The following is a 20,137-nucleotide window of genomic DNA, read 5'->3' as shown; positions in this document are numbered from 1 at the left end:
CCGGATGCTTCAACTACCACCTGCGGAACACGCCCTCGGCCCGGTTGGCCTCAGTGCTTGTTCTTCAGGCCGGCCAGCGCCGCAAAGGGCGACGGCCGCTTTTCTTCCTCTGGCTCAGCTTCGGGCTGGGCCTCGCCGTCCGTGCCGGTCACGAGGCTTTCGTGCACCGACGGGCAGGCGTCATGCTTGGGGGCCACCGGCAGCGCCAGCAGCACTTCATCTTCAATCAGTTCCAGCAGCGAAAAACGCTTGGAGCCGGCGATCACGTCGACATCGTCGTCGTCCATCGGCGCGGCATCGGCCGCCTCTTCGCTCTCCACCACCTCGAAGCGCGTAGCCGTATCGACCGGCTCGGCATAAGGCGTCAGGCAGCGCTGGCAATCCAGCCACATCCGGCCTTTGACGGTCACATCGAGAAACAGCCGCCGCACCACCGGGGCGCCCGGCTCGGCCGCCTCTTCGCGAACGAAGCCGGTGGCCGTATAGGCAAACGTCTCTTCGGGGGCCGAGGCTGGCGCTTGCGCGGCGGTCTCGGCTAAGATGCGCGGCAAATCCCGCACCGCCACGTCGCCGCTCAGGCTTTCGCTCTTGCGGCAGAACGCGAAGAGATCGAGCGCGCGCAGGTCAATTGGCTGGGTCATGTGCGTGGCTCCCGTCGTATTGCAATGACTGGCTCGCCACATCCCACGCCTGCGCTGACAGCGGCCGCGCACATTGGCGGCACAGCGCCCAAGTGCGGATGCGGCAAAACGCGCGATTATACGACGTAAACCTTGTGGAGGTCAAAGGTCTTGCCACGCAAACCTTGCCTCATTCCTGTTACGCTTCAATCACTTATGCATCAAGACCCCCGCCCCAGGCTGATCCTTGGCTCCGGCTCGCCCTACCGCCGCGAGCTGCTCGAGCGGCTGCGCATCCCCTTTGAAGTGGCCATCCCGGACATCGACGAAACCCCGCTCGGCGGCGAAGCGCCGGAGGCTACCGCCCTGCGCCTGTCGCAGCGCAAGGCCGAGGCCATCGCGGCGCGCCATCCGGGTGCGCTGGTGATCGGCTCGGACCAGGTGCTGACGCTGGACGGGGCGCAGATGGGCAAGCCCGGCGTGCACGATAAGGCCGTCGCGCAGCTGCGCCGCATGCGCGGACGCACCGCCATCTTCCATTCGGCGCTGTGCCTGCTGGACGGGCGCACCGGCACCGCCCAACTGGCCGACGTACAGACGCGCGTGACCATGCGCGACCTGAGCGACGCGGAGATCGAAGCCTACCTGCAACTGGAACGTCCCTACGACGTGGCGGGCAGCGCCAAGTCCGAGGGGCTGGGCATCACGCTGCTCGCGCGCGTCGAGTCCGACGATCCCACGGCGCTGGTCGGCCTGCCGCTGATCGCGCTGACCGGCATGCTGCGCCAGGCGGGCTACCCGCTGCTCGCGGCATGACGCACCGGAGCCAACCATGAGCGGCAATCTTTTCCTGATCCCCAATACCCTCGGCAAGCGCGACGAAGCCGATCCGCTGGTCGAAGTCATTCCCGCCGGCGTGCAGCAGATCGCAGCCGGGCTCGACTACCTGGTCGCCGAAAACGCCAAGACCGCCCGCGCCTTCCTGAAGAAGCTGGGCGAAAGCACCCCGCTGGCACGCCCGATCCAGCAGATCGAGATCCGCGAGCTGAACGTCAACACCCGCGCCGACGCGTTGGCCGAGCTGCTCGCGCCGATCCAGGCCGGCCGCGACGGTGGCCTGCTGTCCGAAGCCGGCGTGCCGGCGGTGGCCGATCCTGGCGCCGAGCTGGTGCGGCTGGCGCATGCGCGCGGCATCCGGGTGCGGCCGCTGGTCGGGCCCAGCTCGATCCTGCTGGCGGTGATGGGCTCGGGCCTGAACGGCCAGAGCTTTGCCTTCAACGGCTACCTGCCGGTCGATGCCGGCGAACGCGCGCAGCGGCTGCGCGAGCTGGAACAGCGTTCGCGCAAGGCCAGCCAGACGCAGGTGTTCATCGAAACGCCGTACCGCAACGCGGCGCTGCTCGAAGCCATGCGCGAGCATTGCGCCGGCACCACGCTGCTGTCGGTGGCGGTTGACCTGACGCTGCCGACCGAAACCATCGTCACGCTGCCGCTGTCGGCGTGGAAGGCAGACCGGCTTGCGTTGCACAAGCGGCCTGCGATCTTCTCGCTGCTGGCGGCCTGAAGACGCCGGAAAATGCAGAAAGGGGCGCAACGGCGCCCCTTTCTTTCATCTGGCGACTCGCGCCGCCTCAGTGCATGCCCTGCGGGCGCGTGCTCCACAGCATGGTCTTCATCGCCGCGGTGCCGACCGCGGCGCCAAAGCGCTTGGCCACGCGCTCGGCGATGTTTTCCTTGACCGTATAGTCGACGATATCCTCGGCCTTGAGCACGTCGCGCGCGACCGAATCGGCGGTCCCCAGCGCGTCGGCCAGGCCTAGTTCGATGCTGCGCTCGCCCGACCAGAACAGGCCGGAGAACAGCTCCGGGTCATCCTTGAGCCGGTCGCCCCGGCCCTCCTTCACCACGTCGATGAACTGCTCGTGGATTTCCTTGAGCATGGTCTCGGCGTAGGCCTTCTGCCTGGGCATCTGCGGCGAGAACGGGTCGAGCATGCCCTTGTTGGCGCCCGCGGTGTACAGCCGGCGCTCTACGCCCAGCTTGTCCATCAGGCCGGTAAAGCCGAAACCATCCATCAGCACGCCGATCGAGCCCACGATGCTGGCCTTGTCGACATAGATCTTGTCGGCCGCCGCAGCCACGTAATAGCCACCCGAGGCACAGATTTCCTCGACCACGACATAGAACGGCTTGGATGGATAGAGTCCGCGCAGCCGGTGGATCTCATCGTTGATGATGCCGGCCTGCACCGGCGAGCCGCCTGGGGAGTTGATCTTGAGGATCACGCCGGCGGCATTGGTGTCGGCGAATGCCGCCTGCAGCGAGGCATTGATCGACTCGGCGCCGGCCGGCGTACCGGCCGCGATCTCGCCCTCCAGCGTGACCATCGCGGTATGGCGGCCGGACGTGTTGATGCCGTCGCCCTTGAAATCGAACAGCGCGATGAAGATCAGCGCCAACAGGCCCAGTCCGACGAAGCGGAAGAAGATGCGCCAGCGGCGTGCGGCGCGCTGCTCGCGCAGCGATGCCGTCAGCACCTTTTCCAGGACATCGCGCTCCCAGCCGGCCGCGCCCACCGGACCGCTCCCGGCCGCTCCGGCATCCCCAGCCATGCGGGCCTTGCGTTGGCGCTGCTCTCGCCGCGCCGCATCGTCGCCGGCGCGCAGTTCGCTTTCCAGCGGATAGTCGGCCTGCTTCGCGGTGACCAGGCGTTCGGACTCGGGCCGGTTCGCATCGTCCTGCCCGGGCTCAGGCGATTCGCCCGATGCTCCCGGTTGACCAATAGGCGGCTTCTGCTCTTCTGTCATGCAACTCGCTCGTGGAAGGCTTGGAAACAGAACGGGCGGCCAGGCCGCCCGTCATTAGGCGCCGTGCGCTTGCGCGGCGGCCCGGTACGGACCCTCGGGAAACCAGTAAACCTGGCCATCGCGCTCTTCGATGCGCAGCTTGGCCAGCGCCGCGCCGCGGCAGGGACCGCCGACGCACTCGCCGCTGTCCGGCGCATAAACCGCGCCATGTGTGGCGCACATCAAGTATAGGCCCGAGCTATCGAAGAACCGCCCCTCCTGCCAGTCGAGCTCCATCGGCACGTGCGCGCACTGGTTCAGGTAGCCATGCGCGGCACCGTCGAAGCGCACCACGAAGGCGCCGATTTCGCGGCTGTCCAGCACCACCGGGAAGCGCACCCCCAGGCCGCCCTCTTCCAGGTCTGCCGCGGCGCACAGCCGCACCGCCCCCTGGCCGGCCGCGCTCTCAGGCATGGGTCAGCAGCCAGTCGGTCAGGTCGGCGATCGACGTGGCGCAATGCACCGGCGCCATCGCCCGCAGCGAGTCGCCCGGATGTGCGCCATAACACACCCCAATGCCCGCAGCGCCGGCATTGACCGCCATCTGCAGGTCATGGGTGGTGTCGCCCACCATGACGGTGCGCTCCATGTCCTGTCCCAGCTCACGCGTCAGCTCTTGCAGCATGGCCGGATGCGGCTTGGAAAAGGTTTCGTCGGCACAGCGGGTGGCGTCGAAAAGCTGCGTCAGGCCGCTGACGGCGAGCGCGCGCTGCAGGCCGACGCGGGTCTTGCCAGTGGCGACGCCGAGGAAATAGTGCTCGGCGCGCAGCGCTTCCAGCATCTCGCGCACGCCGTCGAACAGCACCAGGTCGGCGTCGCGGGTCAGGAAGTGGTAGCGGTAGCGTTCCGCCAGGCGCGGGTAGTCGACCGGGTCCAGCGTCGGCACGGCATACGACAATGCATCCTTCAGCCCCAGCCCGATCACATGGCTGGCCGCGCTGTCGTCCGGCACGGGCAGGCCCAGGTCACGGCTGGCGAGCTGGATGCACTTGGCGATGGTCGGGGTCGAGTCCATCAGCGTCCCGTCCCAGTCGAAAACGATCAGGTCAAATTGTTGCCTGGCCATGGTTGTCCTTGTGGCATTGATTGCGCGGCCCTACTCCGGGGCGCGCAGCTGTCGCAATTGTTGCAGGAATCCGACGCATTCGTCCGGCAGCGGCGCCTCGACGGCCAGCGTCTGCCCCGTTGCCGGGTGGACGAACACCAGCCGGTGGGCGTGCAGGAACATGCGCCTGATGCCGGGATTCGCAGCGGAACGCGCCAGTGACTTGTTCAGGGGGAAATCGCCGTACTTCTCGTCGCCGACGATCGGGAATCCCGAATGGGCCAGGTGGACGCGGATCTGGTGCGTCCGGCCGGTCTTCAGCTCGGCTTCCAGCAAGGTAAAGCCGGGAAACGCCTCGATCCGGTTGAATACCGTGTGCGACGCCAGCCCGTCGGCCTGTACCCGCACGCGTCGCTCGCCGTCGGGCGTGGTGTACTTATATAGAGGCAGCTTCACGTGCTGGCGGTTGTTCGGGAATTCCCCGGCCACGCAGGCGAAATACCGCTTGTCCATGCTGTTGCCGCGGATCTGCTCATGCAGGTGGACCAGCGCCGAGCGCTTCTTGGCCAGCACCAGGATGCCGGAGGTCTCCCGGTCGAGCCGGTGCACCAGCTCGAGGAACTTGGCCTGCGGCCGGGCCTGGCGCAGCTGCTCGATCACGCCGAAGGCAACGCCCGAGCCGCCATGGACCGCCACGCCGGCGGGCTTGTTCACCACGAGCAGCTGCGCGTCCTCGAACAGCACGGGAAACTCGCTGGCCGGCACCGGCTGCGCCCCGGATTGCGACGGAGTCGCCACACGCATCGGCGGGATCCGCACCACGTCCCCCGACTGCAGACGATAAGTGGCATCGATACGGCCCTTGTTGACGCGCACTTCGCCCGACCGCAATACCCGGTAGATATGGCTCTTGGGTACGCCCTTGGCCACCTTCAACAGGAAGTTGTCGATGCGCTGGCCTTCGGAGCCTTCGTCAATCGTGACATACGCCACCTGCGGGCTTGCCGGCGCTACATCGGCAGGCTTTTCAATTTGATGGCGTAACTCATTCATTTTCAATATAATTTCCTCGCTGTTCCGGCCGGGGGCCGGCAGCGCAAGACCTGTGTAAGCGATCAATCCCGTGATTAATCTTGGATTGACCGCATTCTACACTTGGGGTCGCCGCCAGCCCGGCACGTCTTCCGCCCTGCGCCGCTTCATTGCGTGATCCGCGCGGGCGCCAGACGGCCAAATGGCGGTAATAGCAGCACGCACGATATCGCCGGCACGCAGGAAGTCGCCCATAGGAGGCTTCGGCGCAGCAAACGATGACGTGGGAACAGAGTGTTCAGGTAAAACAGAATTTAAGAGTGGATGCCCCTGCCGGCATCCGCTTCGGTGAGAGAAGTCCCGCCTGCACCGGGAAACGGTGCCGGCCGGCAGGCCAGCCTGCCGCCTGACTGGAAATACCGGCGCCCGGTCGCAGAACTCCAAGAAGTAGTAGGTGCGCCCGCCAGGAGATGTCAGGCAGCATCGGCAGCCTTGCCGTGTCCGAAAAATTTGCTCTTTGACGCGTCTAGGCCTTCCGCGGCCCGGCCGCGATGCCGCCGGCGCCGCGCCGGAGCCGGTCATGCCGGCGAAATGCATCGCCTCCGGAACGGGAACGCGCCAGTGTCTGCCAGAGCAGCCGCCGGCGCCCTCTCCCGCCCCACGGACGTTACCCCGACGTCATCGCCTCTCTTTCACCCGCGCCCAGCCGCTCGCCTTTGCGCGAAACGGCGCTTTCCGGCAATTCTCGCGCCTTCGCTCGCTCCCTCGCGTGCTCCATGAATCGCCGCGGACACCGCCCAGACGGTGCAACCGCGGCACCGGAGTGAGGTATTGCGATGAAACGCATGCTGTTCAACGCGACGCAACAGGAGGAACTGCGCGTCGCCATCGTCGACGGTCAGAAACTGATCGACATCGACATCGAGACTGCCGGGCGCGAACAGCGCAAGGGCAATATCTACAAGGGTGTCATCACCCGCATCGAACCCTCGCTGGAAGCCTGCTTCGTCAACTACGGCGAAGAGCGCCACGGCTTCCTGCCGTTCAAGGAAGTTGCCCGCGCCTTCTTCAAGGAAGGCATCGACGTGCGCAACGCGCGCATCCAGGATGCCCTGCATGAAGGCCAGGAACTGATCGTCCAGGTCGAGAAGGAAGAGCGCGGCAACAAGGGCGCGGCCCTGACCACCTTTATCTCGCTGGCCGGCCGCTACCTGGTGCTGATGCCGAACAACCCGCGCGGCGGCGGTGTGTCGCGCCGCATCGAGGGCGAAGACCGCCAGGAGCTGCGCGAGACCATGGCGCAGCTGACCGTGCCGGAAGGCATGAGCATCATCGCCCGGACCGCGGGCATCGGCCGCTCGGCCGAGGAACTGCAGTGGGACCTGAACTACCTTCTGCAGCTGTGGAAGGCCATCGATGGCGCCGCCGGCGACAACAAGGCCCCGCTGCTGATTTACCTGGAATCGAGCCTGGTCATCCGCGCCATCCGCGATTACTTCCAGCCGGATATCGGCGAGATCCTGATCGATACCGACGAGATCTACGAACAGGCCCGCGCCTTCATGAGCGTGGTGATGCCTGACAACATGAACCGCGTGAAGAAGTACCGGGACGACGTGCCCCTCTTCTCCCGTTTCCAGATCGAGCACCAGATCGAGTCGGCCTACTCGCGCATGGTCATGCTGCCGTCCGGCGGCGCCATCGTGATCGACCACACCGAGGCACTGGTGTCCGTGGACGTGAACTCGGCCCGCGCCACCAAGGGCGCCGACATCGAGGAAACCGCGCTGCGCACCAACCTCGAGGCCGCTGACGAAATTGCCCGCCAGCTGCGCCTGCGCGACCTGGGCGGCCTGATCGTGATCGACTTCATCGACATGGAATCGGGCAAGGCCCAGAAGGACGTGGAAACGCGCCTGAAGGACGCGCTGCGCCACGACCGCGCGCGCGTGCAGATGGGCAAGATCAGCCGCTTCGGCCTGATGGAGCTGTCGCGCCAGCGCCTGCGCCCGTCGCTGTCGGAGGGCTCGCACATCACTTGCCCGCGCTGCAATGGCACGGGCCACATCCGCGATACCGAATCGTCCGCCTTGCAGGTCCTGCGCATCATCCAGGAAGAGGCGATGAAGGAAAACACCGCCGCCATCCACTGCCAGGTGCCGGTGGAGGTTGCCGCCTTCCTGCTGAACGAGAAGCGCCAGGAAATCAACCTGATCGAGCTGCGCTTCAAGGTCAACGTGCTGCTGATCCCGAACAAGCACCTGGAAACGCCGCACTACAAGCTGGAGCGCCTGCGCCACGACGACCCGCGCCTGGAAGACAGCACCGCCAGCTACAAGATGGCCGAGGCTGCGGCCAAGGAGCTGGAAGCCGACACCAGCTACAGCAGCCGCCGCAAGGAAGAAGCCAAGCCGCGCCAGGAAGCGGCGGTCAAGGGGATCACGCCGGAACAGCCGGCTCCGGTTTCCGTGCCGCGTCCGGAGCGCGCCCCGCGTCCGGAAGCCGCCCCGGCAGCTCCGCCCGTCCCTGCCACCAAGCCGGTGGAAGCCGGCGGCTTCATCGCCTGGCTGAAGGGCCTGTTCGGCGCGCGCCCGGCGCCTGCGCCGGTGGTTGAGCCGGCCAAGCCGGTGGCGGCCGCCGAAAGCCGCGGTGGCGAAGGCCGCCGCGAGCGCGGCCAGCGCGGCGAAGGCCGTGGCCAGCGCGGCGAGCGGGCCGAACGTGGCGAGCGCGGTGAACGTACCGAACGTGCCGAGCGCGGCGAACGTGGCGAGCGCCAGGAACGCGGTGACCGCCAGCCTCGCGGTCAGCGTGCAGAGCGCGGTGAGCGTGCCGAGCGTGGCGAGCGCCAGCAAGGCGAGCGCGGCGAACAACGCGAAGGCCGTGGCGAGCGCCAGGGCCGCCAGCCGCGCCAGCAGGAAGGCCAGGCCACTCCGGCCGTCGCCCGCCAGGCTGAAGGCGCCCAGGGCGAACGTGCCCAGGGCGAGCGCGCCGAAGCCCGCCAGGAAGGCCGCCGCGAACGTGGCCAGGAACGCGGCCAGGAACGCCGCGAGCGTCAGCGCGATCGCCAGCGCGAGCGCAGCGACCTGCGTGAAGCCGAAGCCGGCGAAGCGCCGCAGCCGGAAGCCGTAGCCGCCGCCCAGGCGCTGGGCGTGCTGCCGCAAGCCGCCGCGGACGAAGCGCCAGCCGTGCGCGCCGAACTGCCGGAAGGTGCCGAAGGATTCGCCGAAACCGCCGAGGGCGAAGAGCGCCGCCGCCGTAACCGTCGTGGCCGCAACCGCTATCGCCGCGAGCGCGACGAAGCCGGCCAGGGCACGCAAGGTGAAGGCGAAGTCGCTCAGGAAGGCGCTGCCGAGACCGCCGAAGGCATCGCTCCGGTGACCGCCGAGGCCGCCGAGGCGGCTCCGCAAGCCGCTTCCCAGGCCGCACCGCAAGCCGAGCCGGCACCGCAGGCAGCTGTTGCTGTTGCCGCGGCGGAAAGCGTCGAAGCGATCCGCATCGCCGTGCCGGAAGGCGTGACCCCTGCCCCCGCCACTGAACCGGCAGCGGCACCGGCCCCGGTAGCCGCACCCGTGGCCGAACCCGCCCCGGCCGCCGTGGCCGCGCAAGCGGAAGCCGCCGCAGCCGTGACCGAGGCGATCGCCGCCGAAGCCGTGGCCGAGCCGGTCGTGGCCGCAGCCGTGGAACCCGCCCCTGCCGTGGCCGCGCCCGCCGCGGAACCGGCCGCCGCGCCGGTCGCGATGGAAAGCCTCGAGCCGATGCTCGCCGGCGCCGGCCTGCAGTGGGTCCACACCGATGCCGACAAGCTGCGCTCCGCCCAGGAAGCGGCTGCACGCATCGTGCCGGCGCCGCGCGTGCCGCGCGAGCGCAAGCCGCTGCCGCCACTGCCTCAGGGTCCGATGATCCTGGTCGAAACCAGCCGTCGCGAAGTGGACATGGCGTCGCAGCAGTAAGCCTGCCCGGGTGCCGCCGCTGGCACCCGCGTTCGCTGCAGAGGGGACAGCCTTGGCTGTCCCTTTTTCATGCGCGCCAAATCCCCGAGATTCGCGGGAATGCGGCTCCCCGGGCGCCCACTCGGCTAGAATGGCAGCAAATGCATCCGGGCTTCCGAAGTCCCCCGGCCCGGCCTTGGCAGGCCACTCGCCGGAGCAGCAGCGCCCACCCACAGGCCATGACCGAATCCGTCATTCCGATCTTCGACCTGCGCGACCATCGCTACCACTCGATGACGCCGCGCATCCCCGGCAAGCTGGAACCGCCCACCGGCCTGGTGGCCGATACCCGCGGCCGGCCGCTGCATGACCTGCGCATCTCGGTGACAGACCGCTGCAACTTCCGCTGCGTCTACTGCATGCCGAAGGAAGTGTTCGATAAGGACTACACCTTCCTGCCGCACTCAGAACTGCTCAGCTTTGAAGAGATCGAGCGCACCGCGCGCCTGTTCGTCGCGCACGGCGTCGAGAAGATCCGCCTGACCGGCGGCGAGCCACTGCTGCGCAAGAATATCGAGCACCTGGTCGAGATGCTGGCAAAGATCGAGACCGTCTCCGGCAAGCCGCTCGACCTGACGCTGACTACCAATGCCTCGCTGCTGGCGCGCAAGGCGCGCTCGCTGCGCGACGCCGGCCTGACGCGCGTCAGCGTCAGCCTCGATGCGATCGACGACGCCACCTTCCGCCGCATGAACGACGTCGACTTCGCCGTCGCCGACGTGCTGCACGGCATCGAGACCGCGCAGGCCGTTGGACTGGCGCCGATCAAGGTCAACATGGTGGTCAAGCGCGGCACCAACGACCAGGAAATCGTGCCGATGGCGCGCCATTTCCGCCACAGCGGCATCATCGTCCGCTATATCGAATTCATGGATGTCGGCGCCAGCAACCACTGGCAGATGGACGAGGTGCTGCCCTCGGCCGAGGTCGTGCGCCGCATCGATGCCGAGTTCCCGCTGGAACCCGTGCAGGCCAACTACAGCGGCGAGACCGCCGAACGCTGGCGCTATCGCGACGGCAGCGGTGAAATCGGCGTGATCTCCAGCGTTACCCATGCGTTCTGCGGCGATTGCAGCCGCATCCGGCTGTCCACCGAGGGCCGGCTCTACCTGTGCCTGTTCGCCACCGAGGGCTATGACCTGCGCGCGCTGCTGCGCGGCGGCTACAGCGACCTGGAGATCTCGAACGCGATCGCGCAGGTATGGCAGGGGCGCACCGACAACTATTCCGAGCAGCGCGGCGACCCGGCGGTGCGCCAGGCACGCGCCGAGCGCAAGATCGAGATGTCCTACATCGGCGGCTGAACCCGCCGCCGCACCTTCATGATTGCACGCGACGACATCACCGGCCTGATTCTCGCAGGCGGCAGGGGCAGCCGCATGGGCGGCACCGACAAGGGGCTGCAGCCGCTGCACGGAACGCCCATGGCGATGCATACGATGATGCGCCTTGGCCCGCAGGTCGGCGGCCTGATCATCAACGCCAACCGCAACCTGGCTGCCTATGAATCGTTCGGCGTTCCGGTCTACACCGACACCGTGCCCGATTTCGCCGGGCCGCTGGCCGGCATGCTTGCGGGACTGGAACAGTGCGGCACATCCTGGATGGTGACGGCGCCATGCGACTCGCCTTTTCTCCCCACCGACCTCGTGGCGCGGCTGGCGCAGGCCATCGAGTCCGAGGGCGCGGAACTGGCGATCCCGGTGACGCTGGATGAAACCGGCAAGCGCCAGACCCAACCCGTGTTCTGCCTGATGCCGGTCAGCGCGCTGGACAGCCTGGTCGCGTATCTTTCCGGCGGCGGCCGCAAGATCGAGACCTGGGCCGCCTCGCACCGGCTGGCCGAGGTGATGTTCGACGACGCCGCGGCCTTCGCCAATATCAACACGCTGGACGAACTGCGCACGCACGAAAGCCGCTAGTCGCCGCAATCACCCGCCGCCGAGCCACCATGCCTTCCCTGCAATCCGTCATTTCCTGCCTGTCCGACTACGATCCCACCGCGCTGCCGGTGGACCAGGCCAACCGCATCATCGGCGAGGTGGTGGAGCCGGTGCGCGGCATCGAACAGCTGCCGATCCGCAGCGCGCTCGACCGCGTGCTGGCCGAGGACATCGTCTCGACCATCGACGTGCCGGCCCATGACAATTCGGCCATGGATGGCTACGCCTTCTGCAGCGAAGCGCTCGCCGCCGCGCAGACTGACATGGTCGAGCTTGAAGTGATCGGCAGCGCCTTCGCCGGCGGCGCCGGTGCGCTCGCGCCCACGGCCGTGCAGGCGGTACGTATCATGACCGGCGCGGTAATGCCGGCCGGCTGCGACACGGTGGTGCCGCAGGAATTCGTCGAAATGGTGGCCGACGGCGCCCGCATCCGCTTTGCCGCCGACTGCGTGCGCGCCGGCGACAACCGCCGCCTGCGCGGCGAAGACCTGGCCCGCGGCCAGGCCGCGCTGCCGGCCGGCCGCATCGTCCAGCCCGCCGACCTGGGCCTGCTGGCCTCGCTGGGCATCGCCGAAGTGCGCGTGCGCCGGAGGCTGCGCGTGGCCTTCTTCTCCACCGGCGATGAACTGCGCTCGATCGGCGAACCGCTGGACGCTGGCTGCGTCTACGACTCGAACCGCTATACGCTGCACGGCATGCTGCGCCGGATGAACGTCGAACTGCTCGACATGGGCGTGGTGCGCGACGACCCCGAGGCGCTGGAAACGGCTTTCCGCACTGCCTGCGAAAGCGCCGATGCGGTCATCACCTCGGGCGGCGTCTCGGTCGGCGAGGCCGACTACACCAAGCAGATCATGGCACGCCTGGGGGATGTCACCTTCTGGAAGATCGCCATGCGCCCGGGCCGGCCAATGGCGTTCGGGCGTATTGGCAGCAGCGAGGGCCGCGATTCGGCGCTGCTGTTCGGCCTTCCGGGCAACCCCGTCGCGGTGATGGTCACCTTCTACCACTTCGTGCGGTCGGCGCTGCACCGATTGATGGGTGCCAGCGTGCCGCCGCTGCCGCTGCTGCAAGTGCGCAGCGCGCAGGCGATCCGCAAGAAGCCCGGCCGCACCGAATACCAGCGCGGTATCCTGGGCCGCGCGGCTGACGGGCAGTGGGAAGTGCGCATCACCGGCCAGCAGGGCTCAGGCGTGCTGCGCTCGATGAGCGAAGCCAACTGCTTTATCGTGCTCGGCCACGAGCATGACTCGGTCAAGGCCGGCGATCCGGTCGAGGTCATGCTGTTCGACGGGCTGATCTGAGGGTTGCTCTGAGGTTGATCTGAGCACGGCAAGAAGGCCGGCCGCATCGCTGCGGCGGCAATGTGTCGTATTTGTGCTGCACATTTGCCGCCGTGACGCGTCCGGCGCTTGGCTTTCAGCCTTGCCGTGGGCAGCGGACTATGCTTGGGGTCGGGCAGTCGCTACACTTGGCGCACGATTCAGCAACAATCAAGTTATCCCCAGTCATGAATCAGGAGATCGCCTACCTCCACCCCGTGAAGACCGCCCGCGCGCTGGTGCTGGTCTACCTGTGCTTCTCCCTGCCGATCGTCTCGCTGGGGCTGTTCGTTACCTTTATCCGCTACGGCGACCTGCCTGCGATCACGGTCTTCAGCGCGATCATCCTGAATGCGCTGATCGGCTTCGGCCTGCTGTGGCTGGCGTGCAAGGCTTACAACTGGGTGGCTGCCCGCTTTGGCGGCATCGAAGTCCACGTGCGCGAGCTGGCGCCCGAAGACGACCGCTGAACCTTCGCTGATGCACGGGCCGGCGGGCTGCCGGCCGCCTCGCCCGCGTTGCGGGCGTTCCCTGCACCGGCAGGCGCTCAACCGCCGCTGTCATCCGGCGTCTGCGCCGCCTCCACCGTCTCCACCCCGTTCAGTCCCAGCAACTGCTGCGCGGCATCGCCCGGCAGCGCTTCCACCGTCCGCAGCTTGCGCGCCATCTGGCGCGTGCGCACCTCGGCCTGCTCGATATTGCGCGCCGCGCGCTCGAGCGTGTCGCGGGTCTTGGCCAGCACGTCGCCGAACTTGCCGAACTCGGTCTTGACTGCGCCCAGCACCTCCCACACTTCGCTCGAGCGCTTCTCTAGCGCCAGCGTGCGGAAGCCCATCTGCAGGCTGTTCAGCAGCGCGGTCAGCGTGGTCGGGCCCGCCACGGTAACGCGATAGTCGCGCTGCAGCAGGTCGGTCAGGCCTGGTCGCCGCAACACTTCGGCATACAGCCCTTCGGTCGGCAGGAACAGGATGGCGAAATCGGTAGTCTGTGGCGGCGCCAGGTATTTTTCGGCAATGGTCTGCGCCTCTCGGCGCAAGGCAACTTCCAGTTCGCGGCCGAAGGCGATGACGCCGTCCGGGTCACCGCGCTCCTGCGCATCGACCAGCCGCTCGTACTGTTCCTTGGGAAACTTGGCATCGACCGGTAGCCACACCGGCGTGCCGCCGTCGCCACCGCCGCCCGCGGCCTTGCCGGGCAGACGAATGGCAAATTCCACCCGCGCGCCAGAGTTGCGCACCGTTTCGACGTTCTTGCCGTACTGGTCCGGCGTCAGCATCTGCTCCAGCAGCATCTCAAGCTGGACTTCGCCCCAGGTGCCGCGCGACTTCACGTTGGTCAGCACCTTCTTCAGGTCGCCCACGCCCTGCGCCAGCGCCTGCATTTCGCCCAGCCCGCGATGCACCTGCTCGAGGCGATCCGAGACCAGCCGGAACGACTCGCCCAGGCGCTGCTCCAGCGTCGCATGCAGCTTCTCGTCAACGGTGCGGCGCATCTCCTCCAGCTTGGCCGCGTTGTTGGCCTCGATGTCGCGCAGCTTCTGCTCCAGCGTGGCGCGCACTTCCGCCAACCGGCGCTCGTTGGCTTCGGACATCTGCGCCAGCTGCTGCTGCAGGCCGTCGCCGAAGCGGCGCAGCGCTCCCGCCTGTTCGTCGCGCGCCTGCTGGCCTTGCAGCATCAGGTGCTGGCGTACGTGCTCGAGCTGCTGCGTGTTGGACCCGGTCAGCTTGGCGAGCTGCTGCGCGAAGGTGTCGATCTGGTTGTTCTGCAGCGTGGCAATGCCGGTCAGCTGCGACGACAGCGCCTGCTGGAAGCGCAGCATCTGCTGGGCCGACTCGTCGCGGTTGCCGCGCGCGGCCTCGGCTACATCGGTACGGACCTCACGCTCCACGCGCTCCATGCCGCGCGCCCCTTCGACGCGTAATTCGGCAAGCTGGCGGGCCAGTTCGGCGCCGGGCGAGGCGGCCTGCTGGCGCAACAGCACGATCACCAGCAGGACGACCGCGAGCAGCGCCACGGCCAGCGTCAGGTACGGAATCAAGGACATGCAGCAACAGGTTGAGCGACGGACAAGCGGGCGCGCCTCAGCGGCGGCCCGGCATGACTTCAGGGTTGATCACGGTGGGCGGATGGCCGGCCTGCGGGCCCTGGTCGAGCGCGGCGATCAGGTTGTCGGCGGCCAGCGTCGCCATGGCGCGGCGGGTCTTTTCCGAGGCGCTGGCGATATGCGGCGTCAGCACGACGTTGGGCACCGTCAGCAGGTCAGGATGGACACTGGGCTCGCCCTCGAACACATCCAGCCCGGCGCCGAAGATGCGCTTGTCGCGCAGCGCCTGCGCCAGCGCTGCGTCGTCGACGATGCCGCCGCGCGCGAGGTTGACCAGCGTCGCCGTCGGCTTCATCAGCGCCAGCTCGGCGGCGCCGATGGCATGGTGGCTCTGCGGGCCATAAGGCAGCACCAGCAGCAGGTGGTCGGATTGGCGCAGCAGTTCCTCCTTGCTGACATAGCGGGCGTTGAGCGTGCGCTCGGTGTCCGCCGGCAGCTGGCTGCGGTTGTGGTACAGCACGCTCATGCCAAACCCGCTGGCACGGCGCGCCAGCGCCTGGCCGATGCGGCCCATGCCAAGGATGCCGAGCGTGCTGCCGTATAAATCCATGCCGACGAGCATGTCGTAGCTCCAGCGCTGCCACTTGCCGGCGCGCAGGTAGTGCTCGGACTCGGTGACGCGGCGCGCGGTGGCCATCAGCAGCGCCCAGCCGAAGTCGGCGGTGGTCTCGGTCAGCACGTCGGGCGTGTTGGTGGCGACGATGCCCGCGGCGGTCAGTGCCGGCACGTCGAGGTTGTTGTAGCCGACGGCCATGTTGCACACCGCGCGCAGCGACGGCAGCGCGGCAACCAGGTCCGCGTCGATGCGGTCGGCGGCGTTGGCCAGCACGCCGGCCTTGCCGGCCAGCCGGGCCTTCAGCGCGGCGGCATCAAGCACCGCGTCCTGCTGGTTGTCGTCGACATCGAAATACTGCGCCAGGCGGTCGATCACTTCGGGATAGATGGCGCGGGTGACAAGGACGGACGGCTTCATGGCATCACACATGGAAGAAGAGGAAGGTCATGATGACGAACAGCGGCATCAGGAAAATGCCCGAGTACAGCATGTAGCCGAAGAAGCTCGGCATGCGCACGCCGCGGTTCTCGGCAATGGCCTTGACCATCAGGTTGGGCGCGTTGCCGATATAGGTATTGGCGCCCATGAACACCGCGCCGGCGGAAATCGCGGCCAGGGTCGAGGCGTCGCGCGTCATCAGCGTGGCGGCATCGCCGCCGGCGGTGTTGAAGAACACCAGGTAGGTCGGCGCATTGTCCAGGAACGACGACAGAAGCCCGGTCGCCCAGAAATACATGCTGTCGACCGGCTGCCCGTTGCCGTCGCTGACCGCGCGAATTACGCCGGCAAAGGCGCCATCTGTGCCGGACTTGAGCATGGCGATCACCGGGATGATGGTCAGGAAGATCCCTGCGAACAGCTTGCCGACCTCCAGGATCGGCTCCCAGTTGAACTCGTTGCCCGCGCGCGCGGTGTGCGGCGTGACCAGCAGCGACACCACCGCCACCACGATCAGCAGCGCATCGCGCACCGCCGCCTGCAGCGGCACGTCGGTGCCGAAGACGTTGAACGAGATGGCCGGCTGCCACAGCCCGCTCATCAGCACCAGGCCGATCAGGGCCAGCAGCAGCACGAAGTTGATCTTGCCGTCGATCGTGATGCCGTGGGAGTCCGGCGTGGGATCGTTCCGCTGCGGCAGTTCTTCTTCCTTGTTGCGGTAGTAATGGCGGTCGACCAGGTAGAACACCACCAGCAGCACCGCGCAGATAAACAGCGTCTCCAGGTAGATGTTGCGCATGGTCCAGAAGAAGTCCACGCCCTTCAGGAAGCCAAGGAACAACGGCGGATCGCCCAGCGGCGTCAGCGAGCCGCCGGCATTTGCCACCAGGAAGATAAAGAACACGACCACGTGCGCCACATGCCGGCGGTTGTCATTGGCGCGCAGCAACGGACGGATCAGCAGCATGGCCGCGCCGGTAGTCCCCATGAAGCTTGCCAGCAGGGTACCCAGCGCCAGGATGCCCGTATTGAGCCGCGGTGTCCCGTGCAGGTTGCCGCGCACGCAGATGCCGCCCGCGACGATATAGAGCGAAGCGATCAGCGAGATGAAGGGGATGTACTCGGCGAGCAGCGCATGCACCGCGCTGGCGGCGGCCGCATGCGTGCCGAACACCGCGGCGAACGGCAGCAGGAACAGCAGCCCCCAGCCCGCGGAGATCTTGCCATAGTGGTGGTGCCAGAACTTGGGCGCGAGCAGAGGCCACAGCGCGACTGACAGCAGGATGCCGGCAAACGGCAGGCCCCATAGCGGCGACAGTGCGGCCCCCTCTATGTCCGCGGCATGCGCGGCCACAGGGAAGACAGCAAAGACAGCTGCCAGCATGGTCAGCATCGGCAACGGTACGAAAGCACGTCGCATCAGGCAGGATCTCCTCGGGAATGCAGCGTTCATGGTGCATCGAGCCCCCGCAACGAACGGCGTGCGGGCTCGCACGGCAAGCCTGCAAGTGTAATCCAGACTCCTCGCGCGATCGTGCTGCGTCGCGCGTTTGCTGCGCGTTTACAGGCGATTCTTATGTCCGTTCTGCCCCATGGATCAAGCCTGCTCGACCACGATCACATGCACGCGATACGGACCATGCGCGCCCAGCACGATGGTCTGTTCGATATCACCGGTGCGCGACGGGCCGCTGATGATATTGGTCGCGCGCGGCAACTCGCCGCGTTCGCTGCGCACCAGCGCAAAGGCGTCTTCCAGACCGGCGACCACGCGCGAGCGCGGCACCACCGCGATATGCGTTTCCGGCAGCAGCGCCGCGGAGGCGAAAGTCGCCGGCCCCGATAGCAGCATCAGCGAGCCGGTCTCGGCGATCGCACAGAAGCAGCCGGTGATGCCGACCAGGTCGCCATGGTCGCGGTCGGCCTCGACCTCGCGCAGCGGCGGCCGGCATTCGACCGCGATGCCGGCCGCCTGCCATGGCAGCGTGCCCAGCGCATCCCATGCCACGGCGCGCTGCACCAGGTTCAGGCTGTCCAGATAACGTCGCGCTGCCGCCGGCACTTCGTCCATGGTGGCGACACGGTCGACCGTAGACGCCATGCGCTGGGCCTGCTGCACGAAGGCTTCGACGAGATCGGCGGCCGGCATCGGGCGCGGGCCTTGCGGATGGCGCGCGAGGTAATCGGCCACCGCGGCGCGTTCGCCCTGCGTGGGCTGGCGCGGCCTGCCTTGTGCGGCACGGATGCGGGCAAAGATGCGGTCGCGGGCGTCGTTGGTTTCCATAGGGCCTGGCAGTGCGGTTGGCAAGGATGCGCCGATTATAGTTGCCGCGGCATGGCACGGCGCACCGGCATCCCGCAATGCCTACTGCGCCGAGAACACCTGCCGCAGGTAGGACAGGTAGCCGACATCGTCGCACATGGTCTTTTCCGGCGTGTCCGACAGCTTGGCCACGGGCTGGCCATTGCAGCGCACCATCTTGATCACGATCTGCAGCGGCGTGTAGCCGAGATCGTTGGTCAGGTTGGTGCCGACGCCGAAGGCCAGCCGGCAGCGGCCGTGGAAGCGCTGGAACAGCTCGATCACGCGCGGCACGTCCAGGCTGTCGCTGAAGATCAGCGTCTTGGTGCGCGGGTCGACGCGGTTGGCGGCGTAATGCGCCACCATGCGCTCGCCCCAAACGATCGGGTCGCCCGAATCATGGCGCACGCCGTCGAACAGCTTGCAGAAGTACAGGTCGAAGTCGCGCAGGAAGGCATCGAAGCCATAGGTATCTGACAGCGCGATGCCAAGGTCGCCACGGTACTCGCGCGCCCAGCGTTCGAGCGCGTACACCTGCGAATCGCGCAGGCGCGGCCCCAGCGCCTGGCAGGCCTGCAGGTATTCGTGCGCCATCGTGCCGAGCGGCACCATGTTGTGCAGGCGGGCGAAATGGACGTTGCTGGTGCCGGCCAGCTGCGAACCGAGCTCGCGCCGCATGGTCAGCAGCACCTCTTCCTGCCAGTCGCGCGAGAAGCGCCGGCGCGTGCCATAGTCGGCGATGACGCAATCGGCGAATTCCGGCGGCTGCAGCAGCGCCAGCTTGTTCTCCAGCCGGCTGCGCCCGACGGCCAGGTCAGGCCGCGGCTGGGTGCGACGGAAGTAGACCTCGTTGACGATCGCCAGCACCGGCACTTCGAACAGGATGGTATGAAGCCAGGGGCCGATGATCGAGATCTCGATCTCGCCGTTGCCCTGCGGCGCCTCGCGCACCGACACGTACTTCTCGTTCAGGTGGAACAGGCCGAGGAAGTCGATGAAATCGCTCTTGATGAAGCGCAGGCCGCGCAGGTAGGCGAGTTCGTCATCGGTAAAGCGCAACTGGCACAGGTGCGCGATCTCGGCACGGATCTCATCGATATACGGCGTCAGGTCGACGCCGGCGTTGCGGCACTTGAAGCGATATTCGACCTGCGCCTGCGGAAACTGGTGCAGGACCACCTGCATCATCGTGAACTTGTACAGGTCGGTGTCGAGCAGAGACTGGATAATCATGGCTAGCCAGAAGGCGATGTGCCGGGTCAGGCTGACATGCTAACCGAGACGGCGCGCGTCCGGGGCGCTGACAGGCGTTCAAGCGCCGTCGAGGAACGGCTGCGGCGCGCGCAGGACCGGCTTGCCGGCCGTCCTGCCCTGCAGGCACCACAGCGCGCGGCCGTCGCTCCCGGGGCACGACACCAGCGTGGCGGCACTGCGCGGCACGCGTTGCGGCAGCGGCTCGGCGAAGGCGCCGTCCTCGGCAAGGATGCGCTCGGTGTAGACCGCCGCGCCCGCGCGCTCGAAGCGCAGCACCTGCATCCGGTCCCCCGGTTTCGGGTTCAACTCGGGTCCGCAAGGCATCAGGCCGGCACGGCCGCAATGGGCGATGGCATCGCCCGCGGGGGAATCGGTCACGGTGAAGTAGTCCCAGTCGAAGCCGGTCAATGCGGGCAAGGCAACCGGCGCCTCCGATCGCGCGCGCCATGCCACCAGCCGGGACACCACGCTGTCCGCCATGCCCGGCTGGACCAGGGCTTGCGCAGCGGCGGTCGGTATCATCGCCGGAAATGCCGCCAGCATCACAAGCAGGGATAGCAAGGCGGCGCGGCGGCAATCACGAAGCTGGCGTGGCATACGAATCTCCCGGCGTGGAGGCATGTGGCACTCAGGCGGCCTCATCATGCCTGCGGTTGCGCAAGCACGCCAGCGGGCCGCCATGTCTT

At 67.5% G+C, this 20,137-nt stretch carries 18 protein-coding genes; 7 read left to right on the top strand and 11 right to left on the bottom strand.

Going from position 1 to position 20,137, the window contains the following annotated elements:
• Positions 1–50: 50 nt before the first annotated feature.
• Positions 51–641 (bottom strand): DUF177 domain-containing protein, encoded by a 591-nt coding sequence (locus E1J61_RS18660; protein WP_133095527.1) that lies wholly within the window; start codon positions 639–641, stop codon positions 51–53.
• A 195-nt stretch (positions 642–836) separates the two neighbouring features.
• On the opposite strand from E1J61_RS18660, the gene E1J61_RS18655 reads away from it, so the two are divergent.
• Complete coding sequence (locus tag E1J61_RS18655; RefSeq protein ID WP_133095526.1) at positions 837–1,436, top strand: Maf-like protein; 600 nt, start codon at positions 837–839, stop codon at positions 1,434–1,436.
• A 16-nt stretch (positions 1,437–1,452) separates the two neighbouring features.
• Positions 1,453–2,184 (top strand): SAM-dependent methyltransferase, encoded by a 732-nt coding sequence (locus E1J61_RS18650; protein WP_133095525.1) that lies wholly within the window; start codon positions 1,453–1,455, stop codon positions 2,182–2,184.
• A 67-nt stretch (positions 2,185–2,251) separates the two neighbouring features.
• Here E1J61_RS18650 and E1J61_RS18645 read toward each other — a convergent pair whose 3' ends face one another.
• From E1J61_RS18645 to E1J61_RS18630, 4 genes are read right to left on the bottom strand one after another with little or no spacing between them, the layout of a single operon-like run.
• Positions 2,252–3,427: a S49 family peptidase gene (locus E1J61_RS18645; RefSeq protein WP_133095524.1), complete on the bottom strand. Its 1,176-nt coding sequence runs from the start codon at positions 3,425–3,427 to the stop codon at positions 2,252–2,254.
• 54 nt (positions 3,428–3,481) lie between these two features.
• Entirely contained in the window at positions 3,482–3,880 is a 399-nt protein-coding gene (locus E1J61_RS18640) for a Rieske (2Fe-2S) protein (RefSeq protein WP_133095523.1), read from the bottom strand.
• A complete protein-coding gene (locus E1J61_RS18635; RefSeq protein WP_133095522.1) occupies positions 3,873–4,532 on the bottom strand; it encodes an HAD-IA family hydrolase in 660 nt (219 codons plus the stop codon). Before E1J61_RS18635 ends, E1J61_RS18640 begins: the two co-directional genes overlap by 8 nt.
• Positions 4,533–4,562: 30 nt before the next feature.
• The gene (locus tag E1J61_RS18630; RefSeq protein ID WP_133095521.1) at positions 4,563–5,564 is read right to left on the bottom strand and encodes an RluA family pseudouridine synthase; all 1,002 of its coding nucleotides are present in this window, start codon (positions 5,562–5,564) and stop codon (positions 4,563–4,565) included.
• Positions 5,565–6,379: 815 nt separating this feature from the next.
• On the opposite strand from E1J61_RS18630, the gene E1J61_RS18625 reads away from it, so the two are divergent.
• The 5 genes from E1J61_RS18625 to E1J61_RS18605 all read left to right on the top strand — a co-directional run bounded on the left by E1J61_RS18625 (position 6,380) and on the right by E1J61_RS18605 (position 13,267).
• Positions 6,380–9,493, top strand: coding sequence for an Rne/Rng family ribonuclease (locus tag E1J61_RS18625; RefSeq protein ID WP_133095520.1), 3,114 nt, complete (start codon positions 6,380–6,382; stop codon positions 9,491–9,493).
• 218 nt (positions 9,494–9,711) lie between these two features.
• Positions 9,712–10,836 (top strand): GTP 3',8-cyclase MoaA, encoded by a 1,125-nt coding sequence (moaA, locus tag E1J61_RS18620; protein ID WP_133095519.1) that lies wholly within the window; start codon positions 9,712–9,714, stop codon positions 10,834–10,836.
• Between the two features lie 18 nt (positions 10,837–10,854).
• Entirely contained in the window at positions 10,855–11,454 is a 600-nt protein-coding gene (mobA, locus tag E1J61_RS18615) for a molybdenum cofactor guanylyltransferase MobA (RefSeq protein ID WP_133095518.1), read from the top strand.
• A gap of 29 nt (positions 11,455–11,483) precedes the next feature.
• The gene (gene glp, locus E1J61_RS18610; RefSeq protein ID WP_133095517.1) at positions 11,484–12,779 is read left to right on the top strand and encodes a gephyrin-like molybdotransferase Glp; all 1,296 of its coding nucleotides are present in this window, start codon (positions 11,484–11,486) and stop codon (positions 12,777–12,779) included.
• A 206-nt stretch (positions 12,780–12,985) separates the two neighbouring features.
• The gene (locus tag E1J61_RS18605; RefSeq protein WP_029046288.1) at positions 12,986–13,267 is read left to right on the top strand and encodes a hypothetical protein; all 282 of its coding nucleotides are present in this window, start codon (positions 12,986–12,988) and stop codon (positions 13,265–13,267) included.
• A gap of 77 nt (positions 13,268–13,344) precedes the next feature.
• On the opposite strand, the gene rmuC is transcribed toward E1J61_RS18605, so the two are convergent.
• The 6 genes from rmuC to E1J61_RS18575 form a co-directional block, all read right to left on the bottom strand.
• The gene (gene rmuC, locus E1J61_RS18600) at positions 13,345–14,841 is read right to left on the bottom strand and encodes a DNA recombination protein RmuC (RefSeq protein WP_133095516.1); all 1,497 of its coding nucleotides are present in this window, start codon (positions 14,839–14,841) and stop codon (positions 13,345–13,347) included.
• A 37-nt stretch (positions 14,842–14,878) separates the two neighbouring features.
• Positions 14,879–15,874 carry a D-glycerate dehydrogenase gene (locus tag E1J61_RS18595; protein WP_133095515.1) on the bottom strand — a complete coding sequence of 332 codons (996 nt, stop codon included), beginning with the start codon at positions 15,872–15,874 and terminating at the stop codon, positions 14,879–14,881.
• Between the two features lie 4 nt (positions 15,875–15,878).
• Positions 15,879–17,315 carry a sodium:proton antiporter gene (locus tag E1J61_RS18590; RefSeq protein ID WP_133095514.1) on the bottom strand — a complete coding sequence of 479 codons (1,437 nt, stop codon included), beginning with the start codon at positions 17,313–17,315 and terminating at the stop codon, positions 15,879–15,881.
• Between the two features lie 177 nt (positions 17,316–17,492).
• The gene (locus E1J61_RS18585) at positions 17,493–18,179 is read right to left on the bottom strand and encodes a lactate utilization protein C (protein ID WP_133095513.1); all 687 of its coding nucleotides are present in this window, start codon (positions 18,177–18,179) and stop codon (positions 17,493–17,495) included.
• Between the two features lie 81 nt (positions 18,180–18,260).
• Positions 18,261–19,430 (bottom strand): nicotinate phosphoribosyltransferase, encoded by a 1,170-nt coding sequence (pncB, locus tag E1J61_RS18580; protein ID WP_133095512.1) that lies wholly within the window; start codon positions 19,428–19,430, stop codon positions 18,261–18,263.
• A 78-nt stretch (positions 19,431–19,508) separates the two neighbouring features.
• Positions 19,509–20,048: a hypothetical protein gene (locus E1J61_RS18575; RefSeq protein ID WP_133095511.1), complete on the bottom strand. Its 540-nt coding sequence runs from the start codon at positions 20,046–20,048 to the stop codon at positions 19,509–19,511.
• Positions 20,049–20,137: the final 89 nt, after the last annotated feature.

Source organism: Cupriavidus sp. L7L (assembly GCF_004353535.1).
Taxonomy (GTDB): domain Bacteria; phylum Pseudomonadota; class Gammaproteobacteria; order Burkholderiales; family Burkholderiaceae; genus Cupriavidus; species Cupriavidus oxalaticus_A.
This window is presented reverse-complemented; position numbering and strand designations above follow the sequence as displayed.

Excerpts from the sequence above, each read along its gene's own strand:
- E1J61_RS18635 (WP_133095522.1), bottom strand. The coding sequence starts at position 4,532 with ATGGCCAGGCAACAATTTGACCTGATCGTTTTCGACTGGGACGGGACG.
- E1J61_RS18605 (WP_029046288.1), top strand. The coding sequence starts at position 12,986 with ATGAATCAGGAGATCGCCTACCTCCACCCCGTGAAGACCGCCCGCGCG.
- E1J61_RS18660 (WP_133095527.1), bottom strand. The coding sequence starts at position 641 with ATGACCCAGCCAATTGACCTGCGCGCGCTCGATCTCTTCGCGTTCTGC.
- E1J61_RS18590 (WP_133095514.1), bottom strand. The coding sequence starts at position 17,315 with ATGCGACGTGCTTTCGTACCGTTGCCGATGCTGACCATGCTGGCAGCT.
- E1J61_RS18650 (WP_133095525.1), top strand. The coding sequence starts at position 1,453 with ATGAGCGGCAATCTTTTCCTGATCCCCAATACCCTCGGCAAGCGCGAC.
- E1J61_RS18585 (WP_133095513.1), bottom strand. The coding sequence starts at position 18,179 with ATGGAAACCAACGACGCCCGCGACCGCATCTTTGCCCGCATCCGTGCC.
- rmuC (WP_133095516.1), bottom strand. The coding sequence starts at position 14,841 with ATGTCCTTGATTCCGTACCTGACGCTGGCCGTGGCGCTGCTCGCGGTC.
- E1J61_RS18630 (WP_133095521.1), bottom strand. The coding sequence starts at position 5,564 with ATGAATGAGTTACGCCATCAAATTGAAAAGCCTGCCGATGTAGCGCCG.
- E1J61_RS18640 (WP_133095523.1), bottom strand. The coding sequence starts at position 3,880 with ATGCCTGAGAGCGCGGCCGGCCAGGGGGCGGTGCGGCTGTGCGCCGCG.
- E1J61_RS18625 (WP_133095520.1), top strand. The coding sequence starts at position 6,380 with ATGAAACGCATGCTGTTCAACGCGACGCAACAGGAGGAACTGCGCGTC.
- E1J61_RS18645 (WP_133095524.1), bottom strand. The coding sequence starts at position 3,427 with ATGACAGAAGAGCAGAAGCCGCCTATTGGTCAACCGGGAGCATCGGGC.
- pncB (WP_133095512.1), bottom strand. The coding sequence starts at position 19,430 with ATGATTATCCAGTCTCTGCTCGACACCGACCTGTACAAGTTCACGATG.
- glp (WP_133095517.1), top strand. The coding sequence starts at position 11,484 with ATGCCTTCCCTGCAATCCGTCATTTCCTGCCTGTCCGACTACGATCCC.
- E1J61_RS18595 (WP_133095515.1), bottom strand. The coding sequence starts at position 15,874 with ATGAAGCCGTCCGTCCTTGTCACCCGCGCCATCTATCCCGAAGTGATC.
- E1J61_RS18655 (WP_133095526.1), top strand. The coding sequence starts at position 837 with ATGCATCAAGACCCCCGCCCCAGGCTGATCCTTGGCTCCGGCTCGCCC.
- E1J61_RS18575 (WP_133095511.1), bottom strand. The coding sequence starts at position 20,048 with ATGCCACGCCAGCTTCGTGATTGCCGCCGCGCCGCCTTGCTATCCCTG.
- mobA (WP_133095518.1), top strand. The coding sequence starts at position 10,855 with ATGATTGCACGCGACGACATCACCGGCCTGATTCTCGCAGGCGGCAGG.
- moaA (WP_133095519.1), top strand. The coding sequence starts at position 9,712 with ATGACCGAATCCGTCATTCCGATCTTCGACCTGCGCGACCATCGCTAC.